A 20,377-nucleotide genomic window follows, 5' to 3' on the forward strand; every position below is an offset into this window, starting at 1 on the left:
AGGGGCGTTTAGATTGTGGTCAGCTCCTTTTCTTTTTCCGCCAGCAGCTCATCAATCTTTTTGATGTAGCGGTCGGTCAACTTTTGGATCTCTTCTTGCCGACTCTTGGACTCGTCTTCGGAGATCTCGCCGTTTTTCTCCTGCTTGCGCACGGCGTCAATGGCGTCGCGGCGGATGTTGCGAATGGAAACCCGCCCCTCCTCTGCCAGCTTGGCCACCTGTTTGGTTAGCTCTTTGCGCCGCTCTTCCGTCAGGGGGGGGAGGGTGAGGCGGATGACCTTGCCGTCGTTGCTGGGCGTCAGGCCCAGGTCGGAGGCGAGGATGGCCCGCTCAATTGCTGCCAGGGTCGAGGGATCAAAAGGCTGGATCAGGAGAGTGCTGGCATCTGGAGTGGTAATGCTGGCTAGCGCCTTCAGGGGAGTGGGAACGCCGTAGTACTCCACCTGAACCCGATCCAGTAGGCTGGCGTTGGCTCGCCCCGTGCGCACCGTGCTAAAGGAACGCTGGGTGGCCTGCACCGCTTTGCTCATTAACTCCTCGATCTCAGCTAGCTCCACGGCGTTTTCCTCGCTTAAGTAAGACAGTTTGCAGACGCTCGGCCACTAGCGGCAAAAAACCAAGACCTCTAGCGTGAGCCTGAGTTTAATTTTATCGCTTTGTCTAGCTTTTATCGCTTTGTCTAGCCCCCCTTGGGGATCCAGAGGCCACTCTTTTCCTGGCAGCCGACCCCCTAGCAGTCCAATAGAATGGCCATAATGCTTCTCCTTGAGCCATGTTCGCTGCTCCTTCCCCGCTGAGGTGGAGTCTTGATGAGGTCAACCTCTCGGCCTCGGCCCTGTCGCTATTCGACTACTGCCCCCGCTTGTTTTGCTACGTGTACCTAGAGCGGCTAATTTGGCCTGCCGCCGATGCCTTTGAGCACGAAGTGGAGCAGCAGCGGGGACGGCAGTTTCACCGCCTGGTGGAGTGGTATAGCCGCGGGCAGCAGGTGGAGCCGCGCCTGTCGGCCCTAGACGAAACAGTACGCCAGTGGTGGCAGGTGTTCTTGGCCAGTCCCCATGCCCAACCGCAGGGGCGGGTGTTGGCGGAATTGCCCCTCTGGCAGCGGATTGAGGGGTTTAACCTCACTGCCCGCTTAGATCGGCTGGTGATTGCGCCGGGATCCCTGCACATTGTCGATTGGAAAACGGAGCGGCAGCGCCCGCCCGACGAACAGTTGGCCCAGGACTGGCAGGTGCGCCTCTACCCGCTGCTCGTGTGTGGGTTGGCCCACCAACTGCCCCTGGAAGGCCCTTTTGAGCCGGAGCAGGTGCAACTGACCCTTTGGTATGTGCAACACCCCCAGCGGCCTTTTCAGTTGCGCTACAGCGCTGCTGCCTACCAGCGGGATCTGGCCCACCTCAAAGCTACCCTGAACCGCCTGCGGCAACTGGAGGCCCAGGACTTCCCTCCCCTACCCTATGGCGAGCGCTGTGCTGCTTGCCTGTTTTGCGCCCGCTGCCACGGGCTAATGGGGCAAGGGATCCCCGACCAAAATCTCACGGATTGGGTCTGGGCAGCCCAGGAGCCCTCAGGGGAAGAAACACCAGAGGCAGAATGGCGGTAGGGTGCCGGCCTCCCCATCCCCCTGGCGCCGCCAACTTGCATACTGGGTTAAGAATTGAGCAGGGCTGTTAACTGCAATGGCCGGTGTCGTTGCTGACCTCTCCCAGGCTTGCCAATGGAGTGTCGAGCTTAGAGGAATCCGCAAGCGCTTTGGCGATGTTGTGGCCCTCGATGGCATTGACCTGCAGATTCAGCGGGGGGAGTTTTTTGGCCTTTTGGGCCCTTCCGGCTGCGGCAAGACCACCCTGCTGCGCATCATCGCTGGCCTGGAGGTTGCCGATGGCGGAGAGGTGGTGATCCGAGGGCAGCCGGTGGGCCATCTGCCTGCCCACAAGCGCAACGTCAACACCGTGTTTCAGAGCTATGCCCTCTTTCCCTTTATGACCGTGGAAGAGAACGTCGCCTTTGGCCTGCGCATGCGGGGAGTGCGGGGGGAAGCGCTGCGCAAGCGGGTGGCCGCCGCTTTGGAGTTGGTAGAGATTGGGGATCTGGCTAAGCGCAAGCCCCAGGAGCTCTCCGGCGGGCAGCAGCAGCGGGTGGCCCTAGCCCGCGCCTTGGTCAATGAGCCAGAGGTGCTGCTATTGGACGAGCCGCTCTCAGCTTTGGATGCCAAATTGCGCAAGCAGCTGCAGGTGCAGTTGTGCGAGTTGCAGCGCCGCCTGGGCATGACGTTCATTTTCGTGACCCACGACCAAGAGGAGGCCTTGGTAACCAGCGACCGGGTGGCGGTGATGCGGGCTGGGCGCATTGAGCAAGTGGGCCCCATTGACGAGGTGTATGAGCGCCCGGCAACAGCCTTTGTGGCCGACTTTTTGGGGGCCAGCAACCTCATTGAAGGGATCGCCTGCGGCACCGACTGCGTCGAGACGCCCCTGGGCAAGCTCAAGGTGCTCGGGATCCAACCCACCCTGGAGCCAGTGCAGCTGGCCATTCGACCGGAAAAGATTCGGCTTTCTCGGAGCGGCTGGGATCTGCTGCCCAACCAAGTGCCCGTGCGGGTGGAAAACCTCATCTACACGGGGGCGGAAAACCAGTACCTCCTGCGCACAGCTAGCGGCCAGCAGCTCAAGGCCCTCACCCTCAACGCCGACATCGAAGACCAGGATTTTGCCATTGGGGAGGCCCTGGTGGCCCATCTTCCTCCCAAAAACTTGGTGCGCCTGCGGCCGGATCCCCGGCGGGAGGACTCCCCATGCTGAAGCGCTTGGAGAAGCCTGCCCAAGTGCGCGCCGGGGAATTGCTCACGCCCTGGCAGGAGCTGCTGCACAGCCTGATCTTTGCCGGGCCGGGGGTGCTGTGGGTGGTAACGTTTTTGGTGCTGCCGGGGCTGCTGCTCTTGGCCTGTAGCTTTCTCAGCCGCGGCGAGTTTGGCCAGGTGGGCCTGCCCTTGACGCTGGCCAACTACCTGCGCGCTCTTGGCTACGGTCCCCTAGGGTGGACGCCCATCTACTGGCAGATCCTGGGCCGCAGCCTGCTGGTGGCGGCAGTTACCACCTTCTTCTGTGTGCTCCTGGCCTATCCCCTGGCCTTTTTTATCGCCGCCCACCCGCCCCGACAGCGGGATCTGTTGCTGACGCTGGTGGTGGTGCCCTTCTGGACCAACTTGGTGATCCGCACCTACGCCTGGATGGTGGTGTTGGCCCCGGAGGGGTGGCCGGCGCGGCTAGCGGCCTGGCTGGGCTGGATTCCGCCCCAGACGGCTCTCTACCCCAGTTGGCTGGCGGTGTATCTGGGCATGATCTACACGTTCTTGCCCTACATGGTCTTGCCTCTCTACACAGCCGTGGAGCGCATCGACTGGCGCCTGGCCGAGGCGGCACGGGATCTCTACGCCAACGGCTGGCAGGTTTTCCTGTGGGTGCTTTTTCCCCAGACGCTGCCGGGGCTGGCAGCGGGGCTGATTTTGGTTGGGATCCCGGCCCTGGGCATGTTCGTGGTGCCCGACTTGCTGGGGGGCAGCAAGACGCTCTTGATTGGCAATGTCATTCAGATGCAGTTTGGCGCGAGCCTGGACTACCCCTTTGGAGCGGCCCTTAGCTTTCTGGTTACTGGCCTGAGCCTGGGGCTAGTCTACGCCTACAGCCGCTACGTCGGCAGCCGCGGCCTGGAAGATCTAATCTAAGTCGCTGCCCTGAGATGGGATGGCGGATGCTGCCTAAAGCTCTGGTAGGTTGAGGATACTGGCGTTGCGCTAGAGGGATCCCTTGACCCAGACGCTGTTTTCTCGACCTCAAGCTGCGGCACCTCCCGCTTCCCCCCCTTCTGTTTGGGATGTCATTGTCATTGGCGCTGGGATTGGTGGCCTGGTGGCAGCTACCCAGTTGGCGGCCAAGGGCTACCAGGTGTTGGTTTTGGAAAAATACCTCATCCCCGGTGGCAGCGCTGGCTACTTCGAGCGCCCAGATCCCAACGGCAACGGGATCTATCGCTTCGACGTCGGGGCTTCCATGATCTTTGGCCTGGGCACTCAAGGCACCACCAACCTGCTCACCCGTGCCCTGGCTGCTGTGGGCCAAACTCTGGAATCCATCCCCGACCCCGTGCAGATTGCCTACCACCTGCCCCAGGGGCTCAGCCCGCGCGTACACCGGAACTACGAGGAGTTTTTGCAGGAGCTAGCTAGCTATTTCCCTCAGGAAGCGGGCGGCATCCGCCGTTTTTACGACAGCTTCTGGCCTATCTTCAACAGCCTTAACGCCATGGAGCTCCTCTCTTTGGAGGAGTGGGGCTATCTCTGGCGCTCTTTTGTCGGCCACCCGCGCGCCTGCCTGACTTTGGCCCGCTATTTGCCGGTGAATGTGGGCCAGGTGGCGCGGCGCTACCTCCGCCATCCGGCGCTGCTGCGCTTTGTGGATATGGAGTGCTACTGCTGGTCGGTGGTGCCGGCGGAGCGCACGCCCATGATCAACGCTGGCATGGTGTTCTGCGACCGCCACTACGGTGGCGTCAACTACCCCAAGGGAGGGGTGGGGCAGATTGCTCAAAAGCTGGCCCAGGGGCTAGAGACCTGCGGGGGGCAAATCCGCTACCGAGCGTCGGTGCGGCGGATTTTGGCAGAACGGGGCCGGGCCGTGGGCGTCGAGCTCTCCACGGGGGAAAAGCTCTTTGCGCGCAAGATCATCTCCAATGCCACCCGCTGGGATACCTTTGGCCGCCTCTGGCCGGGATCCTTGCCGGCAGCGGAGCGGCGCTGGCAAAGTCGTTATCAACAGTCCCCCAGTTTCTTGAGCCTGCACTTGGGGGTGCGGGCCGAGGCCCTGGCCGGTGAGCGCTACTGCCACCACATTCTTCTCGAAGACTGGCAAGCCATGGAGGCGGAGCAGGGCACGATCTTCGTCTCCATCCCCACCCTTTTGGATCCGGAGCTGGCCCCACCAGGCCGCCACATTGTCCACGCCTTTACCCCCAGTTGGATGCAGACGTGGCAGGGCTTGAGCCCAGAGCAGTACCGGCAGCAAAAACAAGCGGCAGCCCAGCGCCTTATCCGCCGCCTGGAGGCCCTTTGGCCAGAGCTGGGATCCCACATTGAACTTCAGGAAGTGGGCACGCCCCGCACCCACCGCCGCTTCTTAGGCCGCGTTAATGGTACCTACGGCCCTATCCCTCGCGGCACTCCCTGCGGCCTCTTGGGTATGCCCTTCAACCGCACGGCCATCCCCAACCTCTACTGCGTGGGGGATAGCACCTTCCCTGGCCAGGGACTCAACGCCGTCGCTTTCTCTGGCTTTGCCTGCGCCCACCGGGTAGCGGCGGACCTTTCCTAAAGCTGTTTCCAATTTCTAGGAACCCCCCGCAGTCGTCTTGCATTGAACCCCTTCCGACTGCGAGAGCTCTTGCATGAGCGTCGGGGTGAGGCATCGAAGCGGGCAGCCTAGAGCGCTCAACCGACCCTGCGTGCAGCGGAGCGTACCCCCAGGGCCTCGGCAAGGTGACCGTAGGTAGTAACTTTGCCTGCCAGAATCTGGCAAACCACTTTGTGGACTCGCTCGAAGCAATCCCGATAATTGGCAGACATGTTCCGCGACCGCGATTGCCAGAGCGCATCGTGTGCTTGACGGAGGAGACGGCAGAGACGCTCTACGCCCTGGGTGCTGGGGATCTCGTCGTCGGCTGTCCAGGGATCCCCACGAAGGGGGAACGCTGCACAGGCGCGTGAAGTTTGGGAGCACCTGGCGGTTGTTTCCAATTTCTAGGGATCCCCACAAAGGGGGAACTTCAAGTCTTGCGGTTGTCTTTCCTTAGAGATTGCGCGAGAGTTTCCAATTTCTAGGGATCCCCACAAAGGGGGAACCTGAACGGTGACATCATTCGCCATGCGCTAAGCATGGTGAGCATGTTTCCAATTTCTAGGGATCCCCACAAAGGGGGAACGACGTTGACCGCGTCCACGATGTAGCCGGTGCTCCGTTCGGTTTCCAATTTCTAGGGATCCCCACAAAGGGGGAACCATGAAAATCTGGAGAAGACGACGCATCGGCTATCAAAATATCGGCAACTCAGCTCTTTTGGGACTTTCTTACTACTGCAGGAGCGGCACAACTTCCTGAGCAAAGCTGTCGAAAGCGTCTTCAATTTTTTCCATAGCGGCAGTAATAGATCCACGGGCATTGGCATCGCAAAGGCTTTTTTCGATAGGGGCAGGGATCCCCTGGAGAGCCGCCGCCGCTGCTTGTAACTCCGACTGAATTTGACTATCCAAATTGGGATTGATGTCCCGGACAAATTGGCTCAGGCCACGACCTTTTCTATCTCTAAATCCGCCCAAGTAAGCATACTGAACGCTGCGCACATTGGCCTGGAACTCCGGCAGCGAATGGTGGGCAAAGCGACTTTCCAGCAGAAAAGGATTTTGCTGGGCGAAGGCTTCGCCAATTTTGACCTTGCCCAGCTCGTCCAACATGCCGAGAATACCTTGGGCTATTTCTTCAGCAGCAGCTTGCAGCGTGAGATAACTCTTGCTGCCCTCGCCGGCTTTTACCCATTCTTCGCGAAAAGCAGGCAGCCCTTGCACTCCCTCTGTCCAGCTTTTGAGCAGCTTTGCCGCCGTATCCGCCAAAACTGGGCCAAGGGCAGCCAAGTACTCCCGATCCCGCTCGGTAAAGTCTTGCAAAGACTTGTTGTTATCCACGCCAAAGAGCAAGAAGGCCACGGCACGAAATCCCTTTTGCCCGCTTTCCAACTCGGCCACGGTCTCTGGAGTGAGGGGATCGCCGCTGTTGAGAACTTCCAGCACCTCCACCTCGTTCAGGGGCCATTCGTCCAAATCCGCATCCAGCCCCAAATAAGCCGCCGGCCCAAAGGCAAAAGCCTCGCTCTCCTCCCAAGTGATGCGGGCAACAGACCAAGCCTGGCGAGCCGCTTGCAAAGTCTGGGCATTGGGATCTTGCACGAAGGCCTGGATGGCCTGAGACAGGGCCTGGGTATCGGCGACCAACTGCTCATAGGCAGGGATCACCACCTGATCGGCAAAGTCGAGCAAAATCTGCCGATCCTGAAACCGCTGCTCAGGAGAGAGCACAACGGCTGGCCGGCGAGAGCCTGCCCCTTCTTCCCCACCCTCGCCGCCGCCATCCACCGGGATAGGCCGACACTCCGGGTTCATTTGAGCTGCCTGCTGAGGCGAAGCCTGGCTCAGGGCCGGTGGATCCCCGCCGCCCGCAGCCGAGGGATCCTTATTGGGTTTCCCCGCAAGCGGCCCCGCTGACCAGAACATAAAGCCCTATCCCCGTCCACAGCTTCAGATACCTCGACATCTCCTCCGACTCCTTCGCCCTCGACTTGGCCAACTTTGGCTTGATTGTAATCCAGCTATTGCGACTCAATCTTAAGAAGGGAGAGATTTTTATCACCGGCTGCCACCGGATCGCCCGGCTCGTCCCTCTGCGGGCCAGCTTCCATCTGCAGTTTCCCCAGGTGGGGCTATGGGCGGATACAAGTCCGACTCTTAACAAAACTTAACTCTAAAGACATTGATATTTGTTTGCAAGAAGCCTAGAGTAGGTCACAGCTCGCTGTTGAGATTTACTCTCAACAGTTGGTTACGTGTCTCGAAAGGATGTGTCCGTGCGGCCAGAGGCGGGCCTGGGGCAAGGTCTCTGGCCTTTTCCTAGAAAAGCTTGTTTAGAAACGCAAGAGGAGCGGAGATGACAGCGACGACACTCAAGCAAGAAGGGGGATCTGGCTCGCAACAACAGATCCCGTGGTGGGCGGGCAACGCCCGTTTGACCGATCTTTCTGGCCGGCTGCTGGGGGCGCATGTGGCCCATGCCGGGCTGATCGTTCTCTGGGCAGGGGCGATGACCCTGATCGAGTTGGCCAAGTTTCACCCCAGCCGACCGATGTATGAGCAGGGGCTGATTCTCTTGCCCCACCTGGCCAGCTTGGGGCTGGGGGTGGGATCCGGCGGGGAAGTCCTGGATACGGATATCTACTTTGCGGTGGGAGCGATCCACCTCATCAGCTCTGCCTTTTTGGGGTTTGGCGGCATTTTTCATGCCCTGCGCGGGCCGGCGGTGCTGGATCCCAAAGCCTTTCCCCTGTTTAGCTACGACTGGCAAGACAAAAACAAGATGACCACCATCCTAGGGATCCACCTGGTGCTGCTGGGATTGGGAGCCTGGCTTTTGGTGCTCAAGGCAGTGGTGTTTGGCGGCTTGTTCGACCCGGTGGCAGGAGAGGTGCGCCTGGTGTCTCCCAACTGGAACCCCTTTGGCCACCTGTTGGGCATAGAAGGGCGCCACTGGATCGCCGGGGTGGACACTTTAGAAGACGTGGTGGGCGGCCACCTCTGGCTGGGCTTGCTCCTGGTGGCAGGTGGGGTTTGGCATATCGCGACCAAGCCTTTTGCCTGGGCAGAACGGATTTTTATCTGGTCTGGGGAAGCTTATCTTTCCTACAGCTTGGGAGCTTTGGCCTTGATGGGATTTATTGCCGCCTATTTCGTTGCCGTTAACCCAGTGGTCTATCCCGAAGTTTTCTATGGGCCGCTGCTGCAGGTGGGCTTGGATCGCTATCCCTTCTTTGAGCAAGGGGGAGCTCTCACATCTAGGGTTTGGCTGGCCAATGCCCATTTTTGGCTGGCCTTTTTCTTCCTTCAGGGCCACCTGTTCCATGCCCTGAAAGCGCGAGGGTTCAATTTCCGTACCGGCAGAGTAGAACTTGCAGCGCAGCAGGCCTAACGGCAATCTAGCCATCTGATTTTGAGCTTTGCACTTGCAGTTTCGAGGTAGGAGCAATGGCAAAAGTAGGTCTATTTTTCGGCACTCAAACCGGAAATACCGAGAGAGCCGCTGAGATGATCCAAAAAGAGCTGGGCGAAGACAATGTAGATTTGATCAACATTGCCGAGGCCACGGTTGAGGACTTTGATAGGTACGACTACTTAATCATCGGCTGTCCAACTTGGAATATCGGGGAGCTGCAGGCCGATTGGAATGGGTTTTTCCCCTATTTGGATGAAATCGATTTTTCCGGTAAGACGGTAGCCTATTTTGGAGTTGGGGATCAGTTGGGCTATCCCGACAACTTTCAAGATGCCATGGGGATCCTGGCCCAAAAAATTGCCGAGCGCGGCGGAAAAAACGTCGGCTCCTGGCCTACAGAAGGCTACGAGTTCAATGAGTCCAAGGGAGTGGTTAACGGCGAGTTTGTCGGCCTTGCTCTGGATGAAGACAATCAGCCGGAGCTGACGGAAAAACGAATTAAAGAGTGGACGGCCAAACTCAAAACACTCTTCAATCTGTAATCTCAAACTCGGCTTCTTAGCTTGTTGTGGATACTGTGGGAGTTTGTCATGACTGGCGCAGTTCTATCTTCATCGCCTACCTCTGCTGAGGGATCCCCTCAGGTGAGCTGGCTGGCGGGCAATGCTCGCTTGGTGAATCTGTCCGGAAAGCTGCTGGGGGCCCACGTGGCCCATGCGGGGTTGATCATGCTGTGGGCCGGCGGCATGACTTTGTTTGAGGTGGCCCACTGGGATCCGGCTCAGCCCATGGGCAGCCAGGGGCTGATCTTGCTGCCCCATTTGGCCACGTTGGGCATCGGCGTGAATGCAGAGGGGGTGGCCACGGATCCCTATCCCTTTTTTGTGGTGGGCGTTCTGCACCTGATTGCCTCGGCGGTGCTGGGGGCAGGAGGGATCTTCCACGCCCTTTTGGGGCCGGAGGTGCTGGCCAAGGGAGAAACCTTTGCCGAGTTTTTCGGCTACGACTGGGAAGACGACGACAAGATGACCACCATCCTGGGGATCCACCTGCTGCTGCTGGGGCTGGGGGCCTGGTTGCTGGTGGCCAAAGCGCTCTTCTGGGGAGGGCTGTACGATGCTCAACTGGGCCGCGTGCGCGTAGTTACGGATCCCACCCTCAATCCGCTGCGGATCTTTGCCTACCTGACGCCGCTCATGGGCCAGCAGGGCATGGCCGCCGTGAACAATCTGGAAGATCTGGTGGGAGGGCACATCTATGTCGGCCTGCTCTGTGTGCTGGGGGGATGGTGGCACATAGCCACACGGCCCTTTGCCTGGGCCAAGCAGGTGCTGATCTACTCGGGCGAAGCCTACCTCTCCTACAGCCTGGGGGCCCTGGCCTACATGGGCATCTTGGCGGCCTATTTTGTCAGCGTCAACGAGATCGCCTATCCGGTGGCTTTCTACGGGCCGCTGGGGCTGGCTGCCGACGAGATGGGTGTGGTGAGCAGCCGCACCTGGTTGGCCACAGCCCACTTTGTCTTGGGGATCCTGTTTTTGGCGGGGCACATCTGGCATGCCATCCGGGCGCGGGCGGCAGCCAGCGGCTTTGACTTCCAGCACGGGGGCTGGGTGCGAGCCACAGATCCGCAGGTGGGCAACTTGGACACGCCGGTAAACCGGGGCGATCTCACCCTGCTGCTGCTGCAAAACCTGCCCATCTACCGGGAGGGCCTCTCTCCTTTTTTGCGCGGCTTGGAGATCGGCATGGCTCATGGGTACTTCCTAGTGGGGCCGTTTTACAAGTTGAGTCCGCTGCGGAATTCGGAGGAGGCCCTGACGGCAGGGACGCTGGCGACCATCGGCCTGGTGCTGATCCTGACGGTTTGTCTCTCCATTTACGGACGGGTGTCCTTTCCTCGCTCGCGGCTGGTGGCAGTGGTCAATACCCCCTACGGCGAGGTGGCCTATCCGACGCCGGGCGTGCAACTGATGGCCGAATCGCAGGGATCCCCTCAGCCGGTGCGCGTGCCGGCAGGCTCTGAGGATTTGCCGGAAAACTTGCGCACCCGCGCCGGTTGGAGCCAGTTGGCCGGAGGGTTTCTGGTGGGCGGCGTTGGCGGTGCCCTGTTTGCCTACATGCTCCTGGGCAGCGGCGATGTGGTAGCCCAGATTTTGCCGGGGCTGTAAAGGAGGGTTGAGGCTTCTCAAAGCAGGGAGGGGAGATCCTCATCCCCTCCTCTCTGTCGAGATCTGGCTCTACCTTTTGCCTGCCGGCTTCTGGATCCGATAACCCTTTTTTATGAAGCTTTTGTCAGCCAGCAACTTTAATCTTTCGACCGTCGAAATGGGATGGCTAAAATGAGCTTAGGTTCCGCTTCTGCGCCTTCTTTTGAAGCACTTTATTTGGGCGTTTCTCCCAGTCTAAAGCTTTTCGATCGGCCTCTGTTGGGATCCCTGGGAAAATGTTTCCGTGTAGCCTACTGGGAGTATCACCAAACCCAGGATGAGCCCTGTAGTTTGGAGACAGTCGTGACGCTGCTATACGAATACCTAAAAGCTTGGGATCGACCGGTACATCTCATCGGGTTTCCAATTTCTAGGGATCCCCACAAAGGGGGAACATTCTACTGCGGCCAGGAGGGCCTCTTGAAGGGTTTGGAGCGTTTCCAATTTCTAGGGATCCCCACAAAGGGGGAACTGGGAAGAGTTTTACGGTCGGTGGACCTATTATAGGAGTTTCCAATTTCTAGGGATCCCCACAAAGGGGGAACTACGTTTGGCATACGCCGGATCAACGACGATAAGTGTGTTTCCAATTTCTAGGGATCCCCACAAAGGGGGAACTCTACCCCCATTAAACCCAAGCAGGGCAAGGGATGCAAGACCCATTTGCGAGGGATCCGAGAAAAAGTTGGCAAAAGGAGCTATGGCGAGGGGGCTTTGGGGCCTGAAAGCCTTGTGGCGCAAGGCGTCGAGGGATCTGACGAAAGAATCAGCCTTTTGGGGTTTTGGTGGATTGCTCGCAGAGCTGCGGATACCGTTTTCTTGTGCTTTTGGCAACATGAGCCTCAGGGGGCGGTGAGGAGGGTTCTGACCGAGCTGAAGCGCCTATAGTGGGGGAAGTTCTCCAGCTTCCGTGGCTGTCGATGTCGGATCTCACCCTTACAGAGAAGCTTCTAGCCGGGATCCAGGCCCAGCAGGCTGGCGACCTGCGGACAGCGGAAGCCATCTACTCAGAAATTCTGGTGGAGTTTCCAGATCAAGCCGACGCTCTCCATCTGCTGGGGACGGTGGCCCACGCCAAAGGGGAGGAGGAATGGGCGGCTGCTTTGATTGCCGAGGCCATTGAGCTCAATCCCCGCGTAGCCCTCTATCACCACAACCTGGGCGTTGTCTATGAGTCTTTGGGGCAACTGGAAAAGGCTCTATCTTGCTATCGGCAAAGCCTGAGCCTCCATCCCAAGGCTTACCTTTCTGCCTTTCAAGCGGGCAAGATTCTTGTTAACCTAGGCCGCCACGAAGAGGCAATCTCCTTGCTGGGCTCCCTGTTAGAAAATCCAGATCCACTAGCAGGGATCCCTTGGGCTGAGGTGCATTTTTATCTGGGGATAGCCCATCGCGAGCAAGGGGAACACAGCGCGGCTCTGGATCACCTGGAAAAGGCATGGACTTTGGATCCTAACTTGGTGCAAGCCCGCTGGCTTTACCATCTCTATCTGCCGGCTATCTATCAGGATGAACAGGAGCTGCACCGCTTTCGCTTGCGCTTTGTAGAGCACCTGGATCGCCTCATTCAGGAGACGCCCCTAGACACCCCAGAGCAGCGGCGGCTTGCCTTTTTAGGGTCAAGTTGGGGAACGCCTCACCTTCTGCAGTACCAGGGCTACGACGACTTGGAGCTGCAGAAGAAATACGCTCAGTTTGTGCAGCGCATTGTGAAAGCCTCCTACCCCGATTGGGAGTATCTCCCCCGGCAAGCCCGGCCAGGGGATCCCATTCGCGTTGGGTTTGTCTCGGCCTCCATGCGCGCTTGCTCCTACAGCCGCCTTTCTTTGGGGTGGGTGAAGTACTTAAAGGCCAGCTCCAAGCAGCCTTTCCAGGTGTTTGCCTATCACTTGGATCCCAGAGTTGATTTCCTGACGGAGCAATACCGTCAGCATGCCGATGTCTTCCGCCACATTCCCACCGGCTTTGAAGAGGCTGCCCGCCAAATTTTGCAGGATCAGCTGGATGTTTTGGTGTACTTGGAAATTGGCCTTTCTTCTCTTATGTTGCAGCTGGCGTCCCTGCGGCTAGCCCCCGTCCAATGCTCCACCTGGGCTCATCCCGTTACTTCGGGACTGTCGACCATTGACTACTTTCTCTCCAGCGACCTCATGGAGCCTGAAAATGGGCAGGCTCACTACAGCGAAACCTTGGTCCGGCTGCCCCACCTGGGTACCTGTTTTGAAAAGCCCGTTTTGCCTCCCCAGAGACGTTACCGCCAGGACTTTGGTCTGCCTCAAGAGGCCGTTGTCTATCTCACCTGCCAGTATTTGGGCAAGTACCTGCCGCAATACGACTACCTTTTTCCAGCTATTGCTCGGCAAGTGCCCAGGGCCCAATTTGTCTTCTTGGCCTTGCCCAATGCCGCCATTGGTCAGCGCTTCTGGCAGCGGCTTGCCTCCATCTTTTCCAGCTATGGCCTTGCGGTGGAAGACCACTGTAGGATCCTGCCCGCCTTGGATCATCAAGACTACCTAGATCTCAATCGCTGCGCGGACATCATGCTGGACTCCTACGGCTGGTCGGGCGGGATCACCACCCTGGAAGCCATTGCTGCCGGTTTGCCAGTGGTCACCTGCCCTGGCCGGTTCCTGCGGGGCCGCCACACCTACGCCATCCTCAAAAGAATGGGCCTTGAGCTTCTAATTGCCCCAGACCTCCAGCGCTACGAAGAGCTGGCCGTACAACTGGGAACGGATCCCCAATTTCGGCAGCAAATCGCTCAGCAACTCCAAGAGCGGCGCGACTTGCTTTTTGAGGATCGAGACTGCGTGGCGGCCTTAGCTCATTTCCTGCGCCAGGCTGTCTGCCAGAAGCTGGCATGCCATACTCTCCCTATAGAAGCCTCCTAGCCCCCCACAGCAAACCCTTTGGTAGAGTAGTACGGCTACTTCAGGGATCGTGGCGGAATGGTAGACGCTACGGACTTAAAATCCGTTGTTCCTCAAGAACGTGAGGGTTCGAGTCCCTCCGATCCCACTAACGCAGCCCTGTTTGCTCTAGCAAGGCAAGTAGATCCGGAACCGGCACCCAGGCATCCTCCCGGTCTAGCTCTGGGCTAGCCAGCAGGGCCACCAGGGCGGGGTCGCAGGTTGGGGCCACTAGGGGAAAGTAGTTTAGCCCCACCACCTGGGCAAGGCTCCAGAAGTAGGGGAGCACGGCGTTGCTGGGGAAGATCTCGATGGCAATTGTGCCAGGCTGACAAAAGGCAAGGTTGGTCAGGCCCGCCCCGTGGATCCCCATGACCGCCTCTGCCCTTTGCATCAAGGCTATCTGTTCGGCTAGGGAAAGGGCTTCCAGTTGCACAGGCACAAAGCCCCAGGGGCGCAAGGCCTCCAGCACCTCCGCCTCGTTGATGACCCGCCGCCAGCGTGCAGCACGACGGCTAATGTAAACCCGCCGCGGCAACAAGGGATCCGCCGCCTGCCCCAGAGGAACCAGTTGCTGCAGCACCTTCCAGCCCCTGGGGGTTAGACACCCCACCGGCCCAGCTAGCGAGGGCACAATGAGGTTCTGCGCTTGCAGATGGGATCCCCCCACCTGCTCGAAGCTTAGAAGGCGTTCTGTGGGGATCCCCAGGGCAGCTAAGCTCTGCACCTGGAAGGGCTTGCCCTGGTAGCCGTGGAGCAAGATGGGAAGGTCTTTTTCGAGGAAGCCGGCGCGGCGTAGGAGCTCGAGGGCGGGCAGGATGTCCACCATCCAATGGAAGTAGTTGACCGCCCCCAAGGGTAAGAGGGCAGCAGAGCCCTCCAGCGGAATCGGCGGCGGCAGGTGGGGCAAGTCCAAAATGGGGTGGTGTTCCAGGTGCTCTGACTTCCAGTCCCAGTCGAGAAACTCCGGCGGCGGCAAGCCGGGGGAGACATCGGCCAGCAACTCCCCCCTACGGGTAAGCACGGCGCTGGCAAAGCTGGCGTAGAGGTGGCGGGGATAGTGGCCCACGTGCACGGATCCCTGCGGGATCTGGGCCACAAAGGTCTCGGCCAAGGGGATCCGCTGTGAGCGCAGCTTTTGCCCAAGGGCAGGGTCAGCCGTCGGAGGGGCTTGCAGGTAGAGAACCCCTTCTGGATCCAACACCTGGTAGCTGCCCTCGCCCGTGGCCTGGTGCCACTGCCGGGTGGTGAGGTAGCCCTGGCTGGGCACGGGCAGGGGGTCGCTGGCCCTGGGCGATGGGCTCTGGCAGGCCGGGGAAGGGGGGGCTGCCTCTGCAGGGATCCAGCGCTGCCGCCAGAGGCGATACCGCTCTTGCCAAAGCTTGCCCGGGGATCCCTGGAGGGCTTGCTCCAGCTCCAGCCGCAGGAGGCTGTTTCTGCCGCTGCCTTCACACCAAGCCTGCAGCCACTGCCGCTCGGCAGCCAGCGCCTGCTGGAACTTCTCCCAAGCTGCCTGGGGGTCGTCCCGCCGCACCTGGGCCTCCGCCCAGTAGCTGTAGAGCTCCGCTGTCTGGGTGCCCCGCGCCGCTGCCTCCTGAAAGCAGGCCACCGCCTGCTCCAGTTCCCTCAGATCCAGCCAAGCCAGGCCCATCTGCACCCAGGGATCCCCCCAGTCTGGCCTTAGCCTCGCTGCCTCCTGGAGAGGGGAGAGCGCCTCCCGCAGCCGGCCCAACTTGAGCAGGGCCAGGCCCCAGCGCCAAAAGCTTTCCGTGGCTGTTGGATCCCAGCGGCAAGCCTGCTCAAACCACGCTGCTGCTTCTAGCCACAGCCGACGGCGCTCCTGGACTAGGCCAAGGCGATGGGCGGCCAGGGCCTGCCTAGGTTCTAGCTCGGCGGGAAGGGATCCCTCCACCAGTTGCCGATACAAGGCCGCCGCCTGCGGCCAGTGGCCTCTTTCCCACAGCCCCTCCGCCAGCTCCTGCAGCCCTTCTGCCCAGCAGCGGCTAGCTTCTAGCTCGCCCAGGCCTTTTCCCATTAGCAGCGCCACCCCTTCCTGCCAGGTAAGCTGGGCTTCCAGCTCTCGCCCCAGGAGCAGGTAGGCGGCTCCCAACCACCAGTAGAGCAGGGGATGCTGGGATCCCTGCTCCAACTGCTGCAACAGCTCTTGGGCAACCGACTCGTAGGATCCCTGCTCCCAATGGCTCCGGAGAGGGTCCTGGACAAGAGGGGTAGAGGCCATGGCTTTTGCTGAGAAGGGAGCTGAGCAGGAGTGTTACAAACTGCAACAACCTCCCCACTCCGGGCGCATCCCCCTAGTATTCTAGGCTTGGCTTCTCCCTCAGGGGTCCGGCGTCCCTACTTCCTCGACGGCAAGAGGGGGGTGGAGCAGGGCTCATAGTTTTGGTTGGAAACTTTTCGGTAATCGATAAGCGGAGTTTAAGAATCGATGGGTATCAACGCATCCGGCGGCGCCGTCCTCTCCAGTCCGCGTCTTTACCAAACTCTGCCCCTATCGACCATCTCCCAGGCGGAACAGCAGGATCGCTACCTGTCGCGCACTGAGCTGGATCGCCTCGAGGACTTTTTCTCCACTGGCCTAAAACGGCTGGAGATTGCCGAGGTTCTGGCGGCCAATTCTGAAATCATTGTCAGTCGGGCCGCCAACCGCATCTTCACCGGCGGCTCCCCCATGGCCTATCTGGAGCGGCCAGAAGCCACGCAGGATGAGAAAGAGGCCTTCAAGCTGGGCACGGCCTTCTACGTGGAATCCACGGGGGGCTTTATCGAGGCCATCCGCAACCTCTTCAGCGCCAGTGGCGTCGAGATCCCGCCCAACTTCCGCCCCATTAGCATCGCCCGCTACGGGGCTGCCAACATGCGCAAGTCGCTGCGGGATCTAAGCTGGTTCTTGCGCTACGTCACCTACGCCCTTGTGGCCGGGGATCCCAATATCCTTGTGGTTAACACCCGTGGCCTGCGGGAGATTATCGAAAATGCCTGCTCCGCCGAAGCCACCATCGTTGCCCTCCAGGAGATGAAGCGGGCCTCGGCCAGCTACTTCCGCAGAGATGCTGAGGCGGTGGCCATCATCAACCAGTATTTTGACGTCTTGTTGAGCGAGTTCATTGCCCCTGCCCCCTCCGACAAGCTGCGGCAGCGCAATGCCAGCACCGCCGACGGCCTGCCCCTGCAGGGACTCCAACTGCCTCAGGTCTACAGCTTGGCGGCAGAAAAAGTGCCCGTCTTTGCCATGAAGCCGGGGCTCTCCAACGCCGAGAAGGAGGAAGTGATCAAGGCTGCCTACCGGCAGGTGTTTGAGCGGGATATCCGCCGCGCCTATGGCCTCAAGCTGGCCGACCTGGAGTCCAAGGTAAAAAACGGCGAGATCTCCATGAGGGAGTTCATCCGCCGCCTGGGCAAATCAGACCTCTACCGCAAACAGTTCTACGAGCCCTACATCAACAGCCGTGTGGTGGAGCTGGCCTTCCGCCACTTCCTGGGGCGGGCCCCAGAGACCCGCGAGGAGGTGCAGACCTACTTTGCCATCGTCTCCAGCAAGGGCTTGGCAGGTCTGGTGGACGCCCTGGTCGACAGCCGCGAGTACAGCGACTACTTTGGCGAGGAGACGGTGCCCTACCTGCGCAAGCTGGGGGTGGAAGCCCAGACCAGCGCCAACTGGGGGCCCAAGTTCGACCTTTACAACTACGCGGCTCCTCGCCGCAAGGTGCCACAATTCATCACCCTCTTTGCTCGCTACAACCGTCCTCTGCCGGATCAGCACCCCTATGGCGTCGGCAACGATCCGCTGGAGATCCAGTTTGGCGCCATCTTCCCCAAAGAGACCCGCTCCCTCAACGCCAGCCCGGCCCCCTTCAACAAGGATGTCAAGCGCATCCTTATCCGGCGCGGCTTTGCTCTCACCAACGCCCGCACCAACCCCAAGGCGGTCGGGGATCCCGGCAGCCTTGGCCCCAAAGTCTTCAAGCTTACCCAGACCCCTGGAGATCGCAGCCGGCGGCTAGGGGTACGGGCTGGGATTGTTGGCAGCGAAGTCTCGACGCAAGCGGTCATCCGCGCCTGCTACCAGCAGGTGTATGGCTATGTGCCCTACGCCGGCCAACGGCTAACCCGCTGGGAAATCAAGCTGGAATCCGGAGAAATCAGCGTCAGAGAGTTTGTCTGCCAGTTGGCCAAGTCGGATCTCTTCCGCAACAAATACTGGTCTAGCCTCTACGTCTGCAAAGCCATCGAGTTCATCCACCGCAAGCTGCTGGGCCGGCCCACCTACGGGCGGCAGGAGATGAACCGCCTGTTCGACATTGCCTCCAAGCAGGGCTTCTACGCCGTGGTAGACGCCATCCTCGACAGTGAGGAGTACCAGCAGGTCTTTGGGGAAGATATCGTGCCCTACGAACGCTACCTCACCCCTGCTGGCCTAGCGCGGCGGCGGATGCGCCCTGGATCCAGCGACATGGCCGTGGTTACCCGGCCCATCCGCACCGACGACGATATCCCCCTCTTCGTCAAGCTGGGCCAGCCTCAGGACAAGCCCTCCGGCGAGCTGGAAATCCAGCGGCGCGTCCAGCAAGGGGTGCCCAGGATTCGTCAGGAGATCCCTGTCTTCAAGCTCACCAGCTTGGCCAACAAAGCCGAGGTCAACAACCTCATCCGCGCTGCTTACCGGCAGATCTTCGAGCGCGACATGGACATCTACAACATCAGCGCCGAGCTTAGCTCTGCCGAGTCTAAGCTGCGCAATGGCGAGATCACCGTCAAGGAGTTCATCGAGGCGCTGGGGTGCTCCGAACTGTACCGCGCTGAGTTCTATGCCCCCTACCCCAACACCAAGGTCATCGAGCTGGGCACCAAGCACTTCCTGGGCCGCGCACCCCTAAACCAGCAGGAGATCCGCAAATACAACCAGATCTTGGCTACCCAGGGGTTAAAGGCCTTCGTGCGCGCCCTGCTCAACACCCAGGAGTACCGGGATCTCTTTGGCGAGGACACGGTGCCCTACCGCCGCTTCCCCACCCTGCCGGCAGCCAACTTTCCCAACACCCAAGAGCTGTATGGCCGCCTCACCAAGCAAAACAAAGAGTTGGTGGTACCTAGTTTTAGGCCGGTGGGGAAAAACGATCGCAGCTAGCTCCTTTTTGCTCTTGGGAGAGGGCTAGGCGGCGTAGCCCAAGTGTCGCAGTGCTGCAGGGGTAACTACCCGCCCGCGGGGTGTGCGCTGCAGATAGCCAATCTGCAGGAGATAGGGCTCGTACACCTCCTCGATGGTCTGGGGATCCTCGCCGGTTATGGCCGCCATTGTCTCCAGGCCCACCGGCCCTCCCCCAAACTGCTCCACCAGTAGGGTTAGCAACTTGCGATCCGTCCAGTCCAAACCCATGGGATCCACCTGGAACAACTCCAAAGCAGCAATGGCAACCTCGCGGCTGATGTGGCCATTGCCCCGCACCTGGGCATAATCGCGCACTCGCTTGAGAAGGCGGTTGGCTATGCGAGGCGTGCCGCGGGAGCGGCGAGCGATTTCCTCTGCTCCCGCCCGATCAATGGAGGTGTTCAAGAGGCGGGCGCTGCGCAACACAATTTCCGCCAGCTCGTGAGGCTCGTAGAAGCGCAGCCGCTGCACCTGACCAAAGCGATCCCGCAGCGGCGAGGTTAGAGCGCCAATGCGGGTAGTGGCTCCGATGAGAGTAAAGCGCTCCAGGGGTATGGAGGTAATGCGGGCAGAGCGGCCTTTGCCAATGGTGATATCGAGGCGAAAATCTTCCATTGCCGGATAGAGCAATTCCTCCGTAACCTTAGGCAGGCGGTGGATCTCGTCGATAAACAGCACGTCGCCCCGCTTGAGACGCACCAAGTAGCCAGCAATGTCGCGGGGGCTCTCCAGCGCTGGAGCGGTGGTCATGTAGAAGCGAGCTCCCATCTCCGCTGCCAGCACTGCCGCCACAGTGGTTTTGCCCAGGCCAGGGGGCCCGTAGAACAAGAGGTGATCCAAAGGCTCCCCACGGGCGCGGGCTGCCGCAATGGCAATCGAGAGCACTTCCTTGAGCTCCGTCTGGCCGATGTACTCGGCTAGGGTGCGCGGGCGCAAGGAGTCTTCCTGAGCTTCGCCAGCCTGAGCCTGGGGCTGCAGCAGCCCCCTTCCTGCTTCGCTTGCGTCAAGAGGCGACTCTGGGCTTCGTTGAGGATCCCTGGCATCTCGAGAAGAAATAATTGCCATCTGTTACCTGCAGATACAACGGCCCAACTTTAACTTTAAAAAGCCAAAGAGGAAAATGTCGCCGTCTTTCTAGCCGCGAGGAGAATTGCGGCAACCAGCAACCAAAAAAACCCCTGGCGCTGAGGCCAGGGGGAGGAGGGTTAGGAAACCTGGGGAAGCACTAGCCCCGCACAGCCGGCGCTACCTCCACCGCCGCCAAGTCCAGCGGGAAGTTGTGCG

General features: G+C 60.1%; 15 protein-coding genes and 1 tRNA gene. 11 read left to right on the forward strand and 5 right to left on the reverse strand.

Features of this window, described 5'->3' with window-relative positions:
* Positions 1-8 precede the first annotated feature (8 nt).
* Complete coding sequence (frr, locus tag NW806_RS04985) at positions 9-557, reverse strand: ribosome recycling factor (RefSeq protein ID WP_414348012.1); 549 nt, start codon at positions 555-557, stop codon at positions 9-11.
* A 215-nt stretch (positions 558-772) separates the two neighbouring features.
* Between frr and NW806_RS04990 the strand changes: the two genes are divergently transcribed.
* From NW806_RS04990 to crtH, 4 genes are all read left to right on the forward strand, one after another.
* Complete coding sequence (locus NW806_RS04990) at positions 773-1,606, forward strand: PD-(D/E)XK nuclease family protein (protein ID WP_414410241.1); 834 nt, start codon at positions 773-775, stop codon at positions 1,604-1,606.
* Positions 1,607-1,682: 76 nt separating this feature from the next.
* On the forward strand, positions 1,683-2,804 hold the full coding sequence (locus NW806_RS04995) for an ABC transporter ATP-binding protein (protein WP_414410242.1): 1,122 nt from the start codon (positions 1,683-1,685) through the stop codon (positions 2,802-2,804).
* The gene (locus NW806_RS05000) at positions 2,798-3,727 is read left to right on the forward strand and encodes an ABC transporter permease (RefSeq protein ID WP_414395939.1); all 930 of its coding nucleotides are present in this window, start codon (positions 2,798-2,800) and stop codon (positions 3,725-3,727) included. The genes NW806_RS04995 and NW806_RS05000 overlap by 7 nt, the downstream gene beginning before the upstream one ends.
* Positions 3,728-3,821: 94 nt before the next feature.
* The gene (gene crtH, locus NW806_RS05005) at positions 3,822-5,369 is read left to right on the forward strand and encodes a carotenoid isomerase (RefSeq protein WP_414410258.1); all 1,548 of its coding nucleotides are present in this window, start codon (positions 3,822-3,824) and stop codon (positions 5,367-5,369) included.
* A gap of 116 nt (positions 5,370-5,485) precedes the next feature.
* Here the strand turns inward: crtH and NW806_RS05010 are convergent, their stop codons facing one another.
* On the reverse strand, positions 5,486-5,620 hold the full coding sequence (locus NW806_RS05010; RefSeq protein WP_414410243.1) for an MGMT family protein: 135 nt from the start codon (positions 5,618-5,620) through the stop codon (positions 5,486-5,488).
* Here NW806_RS05010 and NW806_RS05015 point away from each other — a divergent pair.
* Positions 5,582-5,761, forward strand: coding sequence for a hypothetical protein (locus NW806_RS05015; RefSeq protein WP_414410259.1), 180 nt, complete (start codon positions 5,582-5,584; stop codon positions 5,759-5,761). The two genes, NW806_RS05010 and NW806_RS05015, sit on opposite strands and share 39 nt — an antisense overlap.
* Positions 5,762-6,124: 363 nt before the next feature.
* Here the strand turns inward: NW806_RS05015 and NW806_RS05020 are convergent, their stop codons facing one another.
* Positions 6,125-7,318 (reverse strand): imelysin family protein, encoded by a 1,194-nt coding sequence (locus NW806_RS05020; RefSeq protein ID WP_414410244.1) that lies wholly within the window; start codon positions 7,316-7,318, stop codon positions 6,125-6,127.
* 430 nt (positions 7,319-7,748) lie between these two features.
* On the opposite strand from NW806_RS05020, the gene NW806_RS05025 reads away from it, so the two are divergent.
* The 5 genes from NW806_RS05025 to NW806_RS05045 all read left to right on the forward strand — a co-directional run bounded on the left by NW806_RS05025 (position 7,749) and on the right by NW806_RS05045 (position 14,035).
* Complete coding sequence (locus NW806_RS05025) at positions 7,749-8,783, forward strand: chlorophyll a/b binding light-harvesting protein (RefSeq protein WP_414410245.1); 1,035 nt, start codon at positions 7,749-7,751, stop codon at positions 8,781-8,783.
* 56 nt (positions 8,784-8,839) lie between these two features.
* Positions 8,840-9,349, forward strand: a complete 510-nt coding sequence (fldA, locus tag NW806_RS05030; protein ID WP_414358087.1) for a flavodoxin FldA — start codon at positions 8,840-8,842, stop codon at positions 9,347-9,349.
* A gap of 48 nt (positions 9,350-9,397) precedes the next feature.
* On the forward strand, positions 9,398-10,978 hold the full coding sequence (locus NW806_RS05035) for a chlorophyll a/b binding light-harvesting protein (protein ID WP_414410246.1): 1,581 nt from the start codon (positions 9,398-9,400) through the stop codon (positions 10,976-10,978).
* 959 nt (positions 10,979-11,937) lie between these two features.
* On the forward strand, positions 11,938-13,908 hold the full coding sequence (locus NW806_RS05040; RefSeq protein WP_414410247.1) for a tetratricopeptide repeat protein: 1,971 nt from the start codon (positions 11,938-11,940) through the stop codon (positions 13,906-13,908).
* Between the two features lie 43 nt (positions 13,909-13,951).
* Positions 13,952-14,035 (forward strand) — tRNA-Leu (locus NW806_RS05045).
* Here NW806_RS05045 and NW806_RS05050 read toward each other — a convergent pair.
* Complete coding sequence (locus NW806_RS05050) at positions 14,036-16,165, reverse strand: glycosyltransferase 61 family protein (RefSeq protein ID WP_414410248.1); 2,130 nt, start codon at positions 16,163-16,165, stop codon at positions 14,036-14,038.
* A gap of 207 nt (positions 16,166-16,372) precedes the next feature.
* On the opposite strand from NW806_RS05050, the gene NW806_RS05055 reads away from it, so the two are divergent.
* Positions 16,373-19,072 (forward strand): phycobilisome rod-core linker polypeptide, encoded by a 2,700-nt coding sequence (locus tag NW806_RS05055; protein ID WP_414410249.1) that lies wholly within the window; start codon positions 16,373-16,375, stop codon positions 19,070-19,072.
* 24 nt (positions 19,073-19,096) lie between these two features.
* Here NW806_RS05055 and ruvB read toward each other — a convergent pair whose 3' ends face one another.
* Positions 19,097-20,158 (reverse strand): Holliday junction branch migration DNA helicase RuvB, encoded by a 1,062-nt coding sequence (gene ruvB, locus NW806_RS05060; RefSeq protein WP_414410250.1) that lies wholly within the window; start codon positions 20,156-20,158, stop codon positions 19,097-19,099.
* Positions 20,159-20,377 lie beyond the last annotated feature (219 nt).

The organism is Synechococcus sp. W65.1, assembly GCF_047461615.1.
Classification (GTDB): domain Bacteria; phylum Cyanobacteriota; class Cyanobacteriia; order Thermostichales; family Thermostichaceae; genus Thermostichus.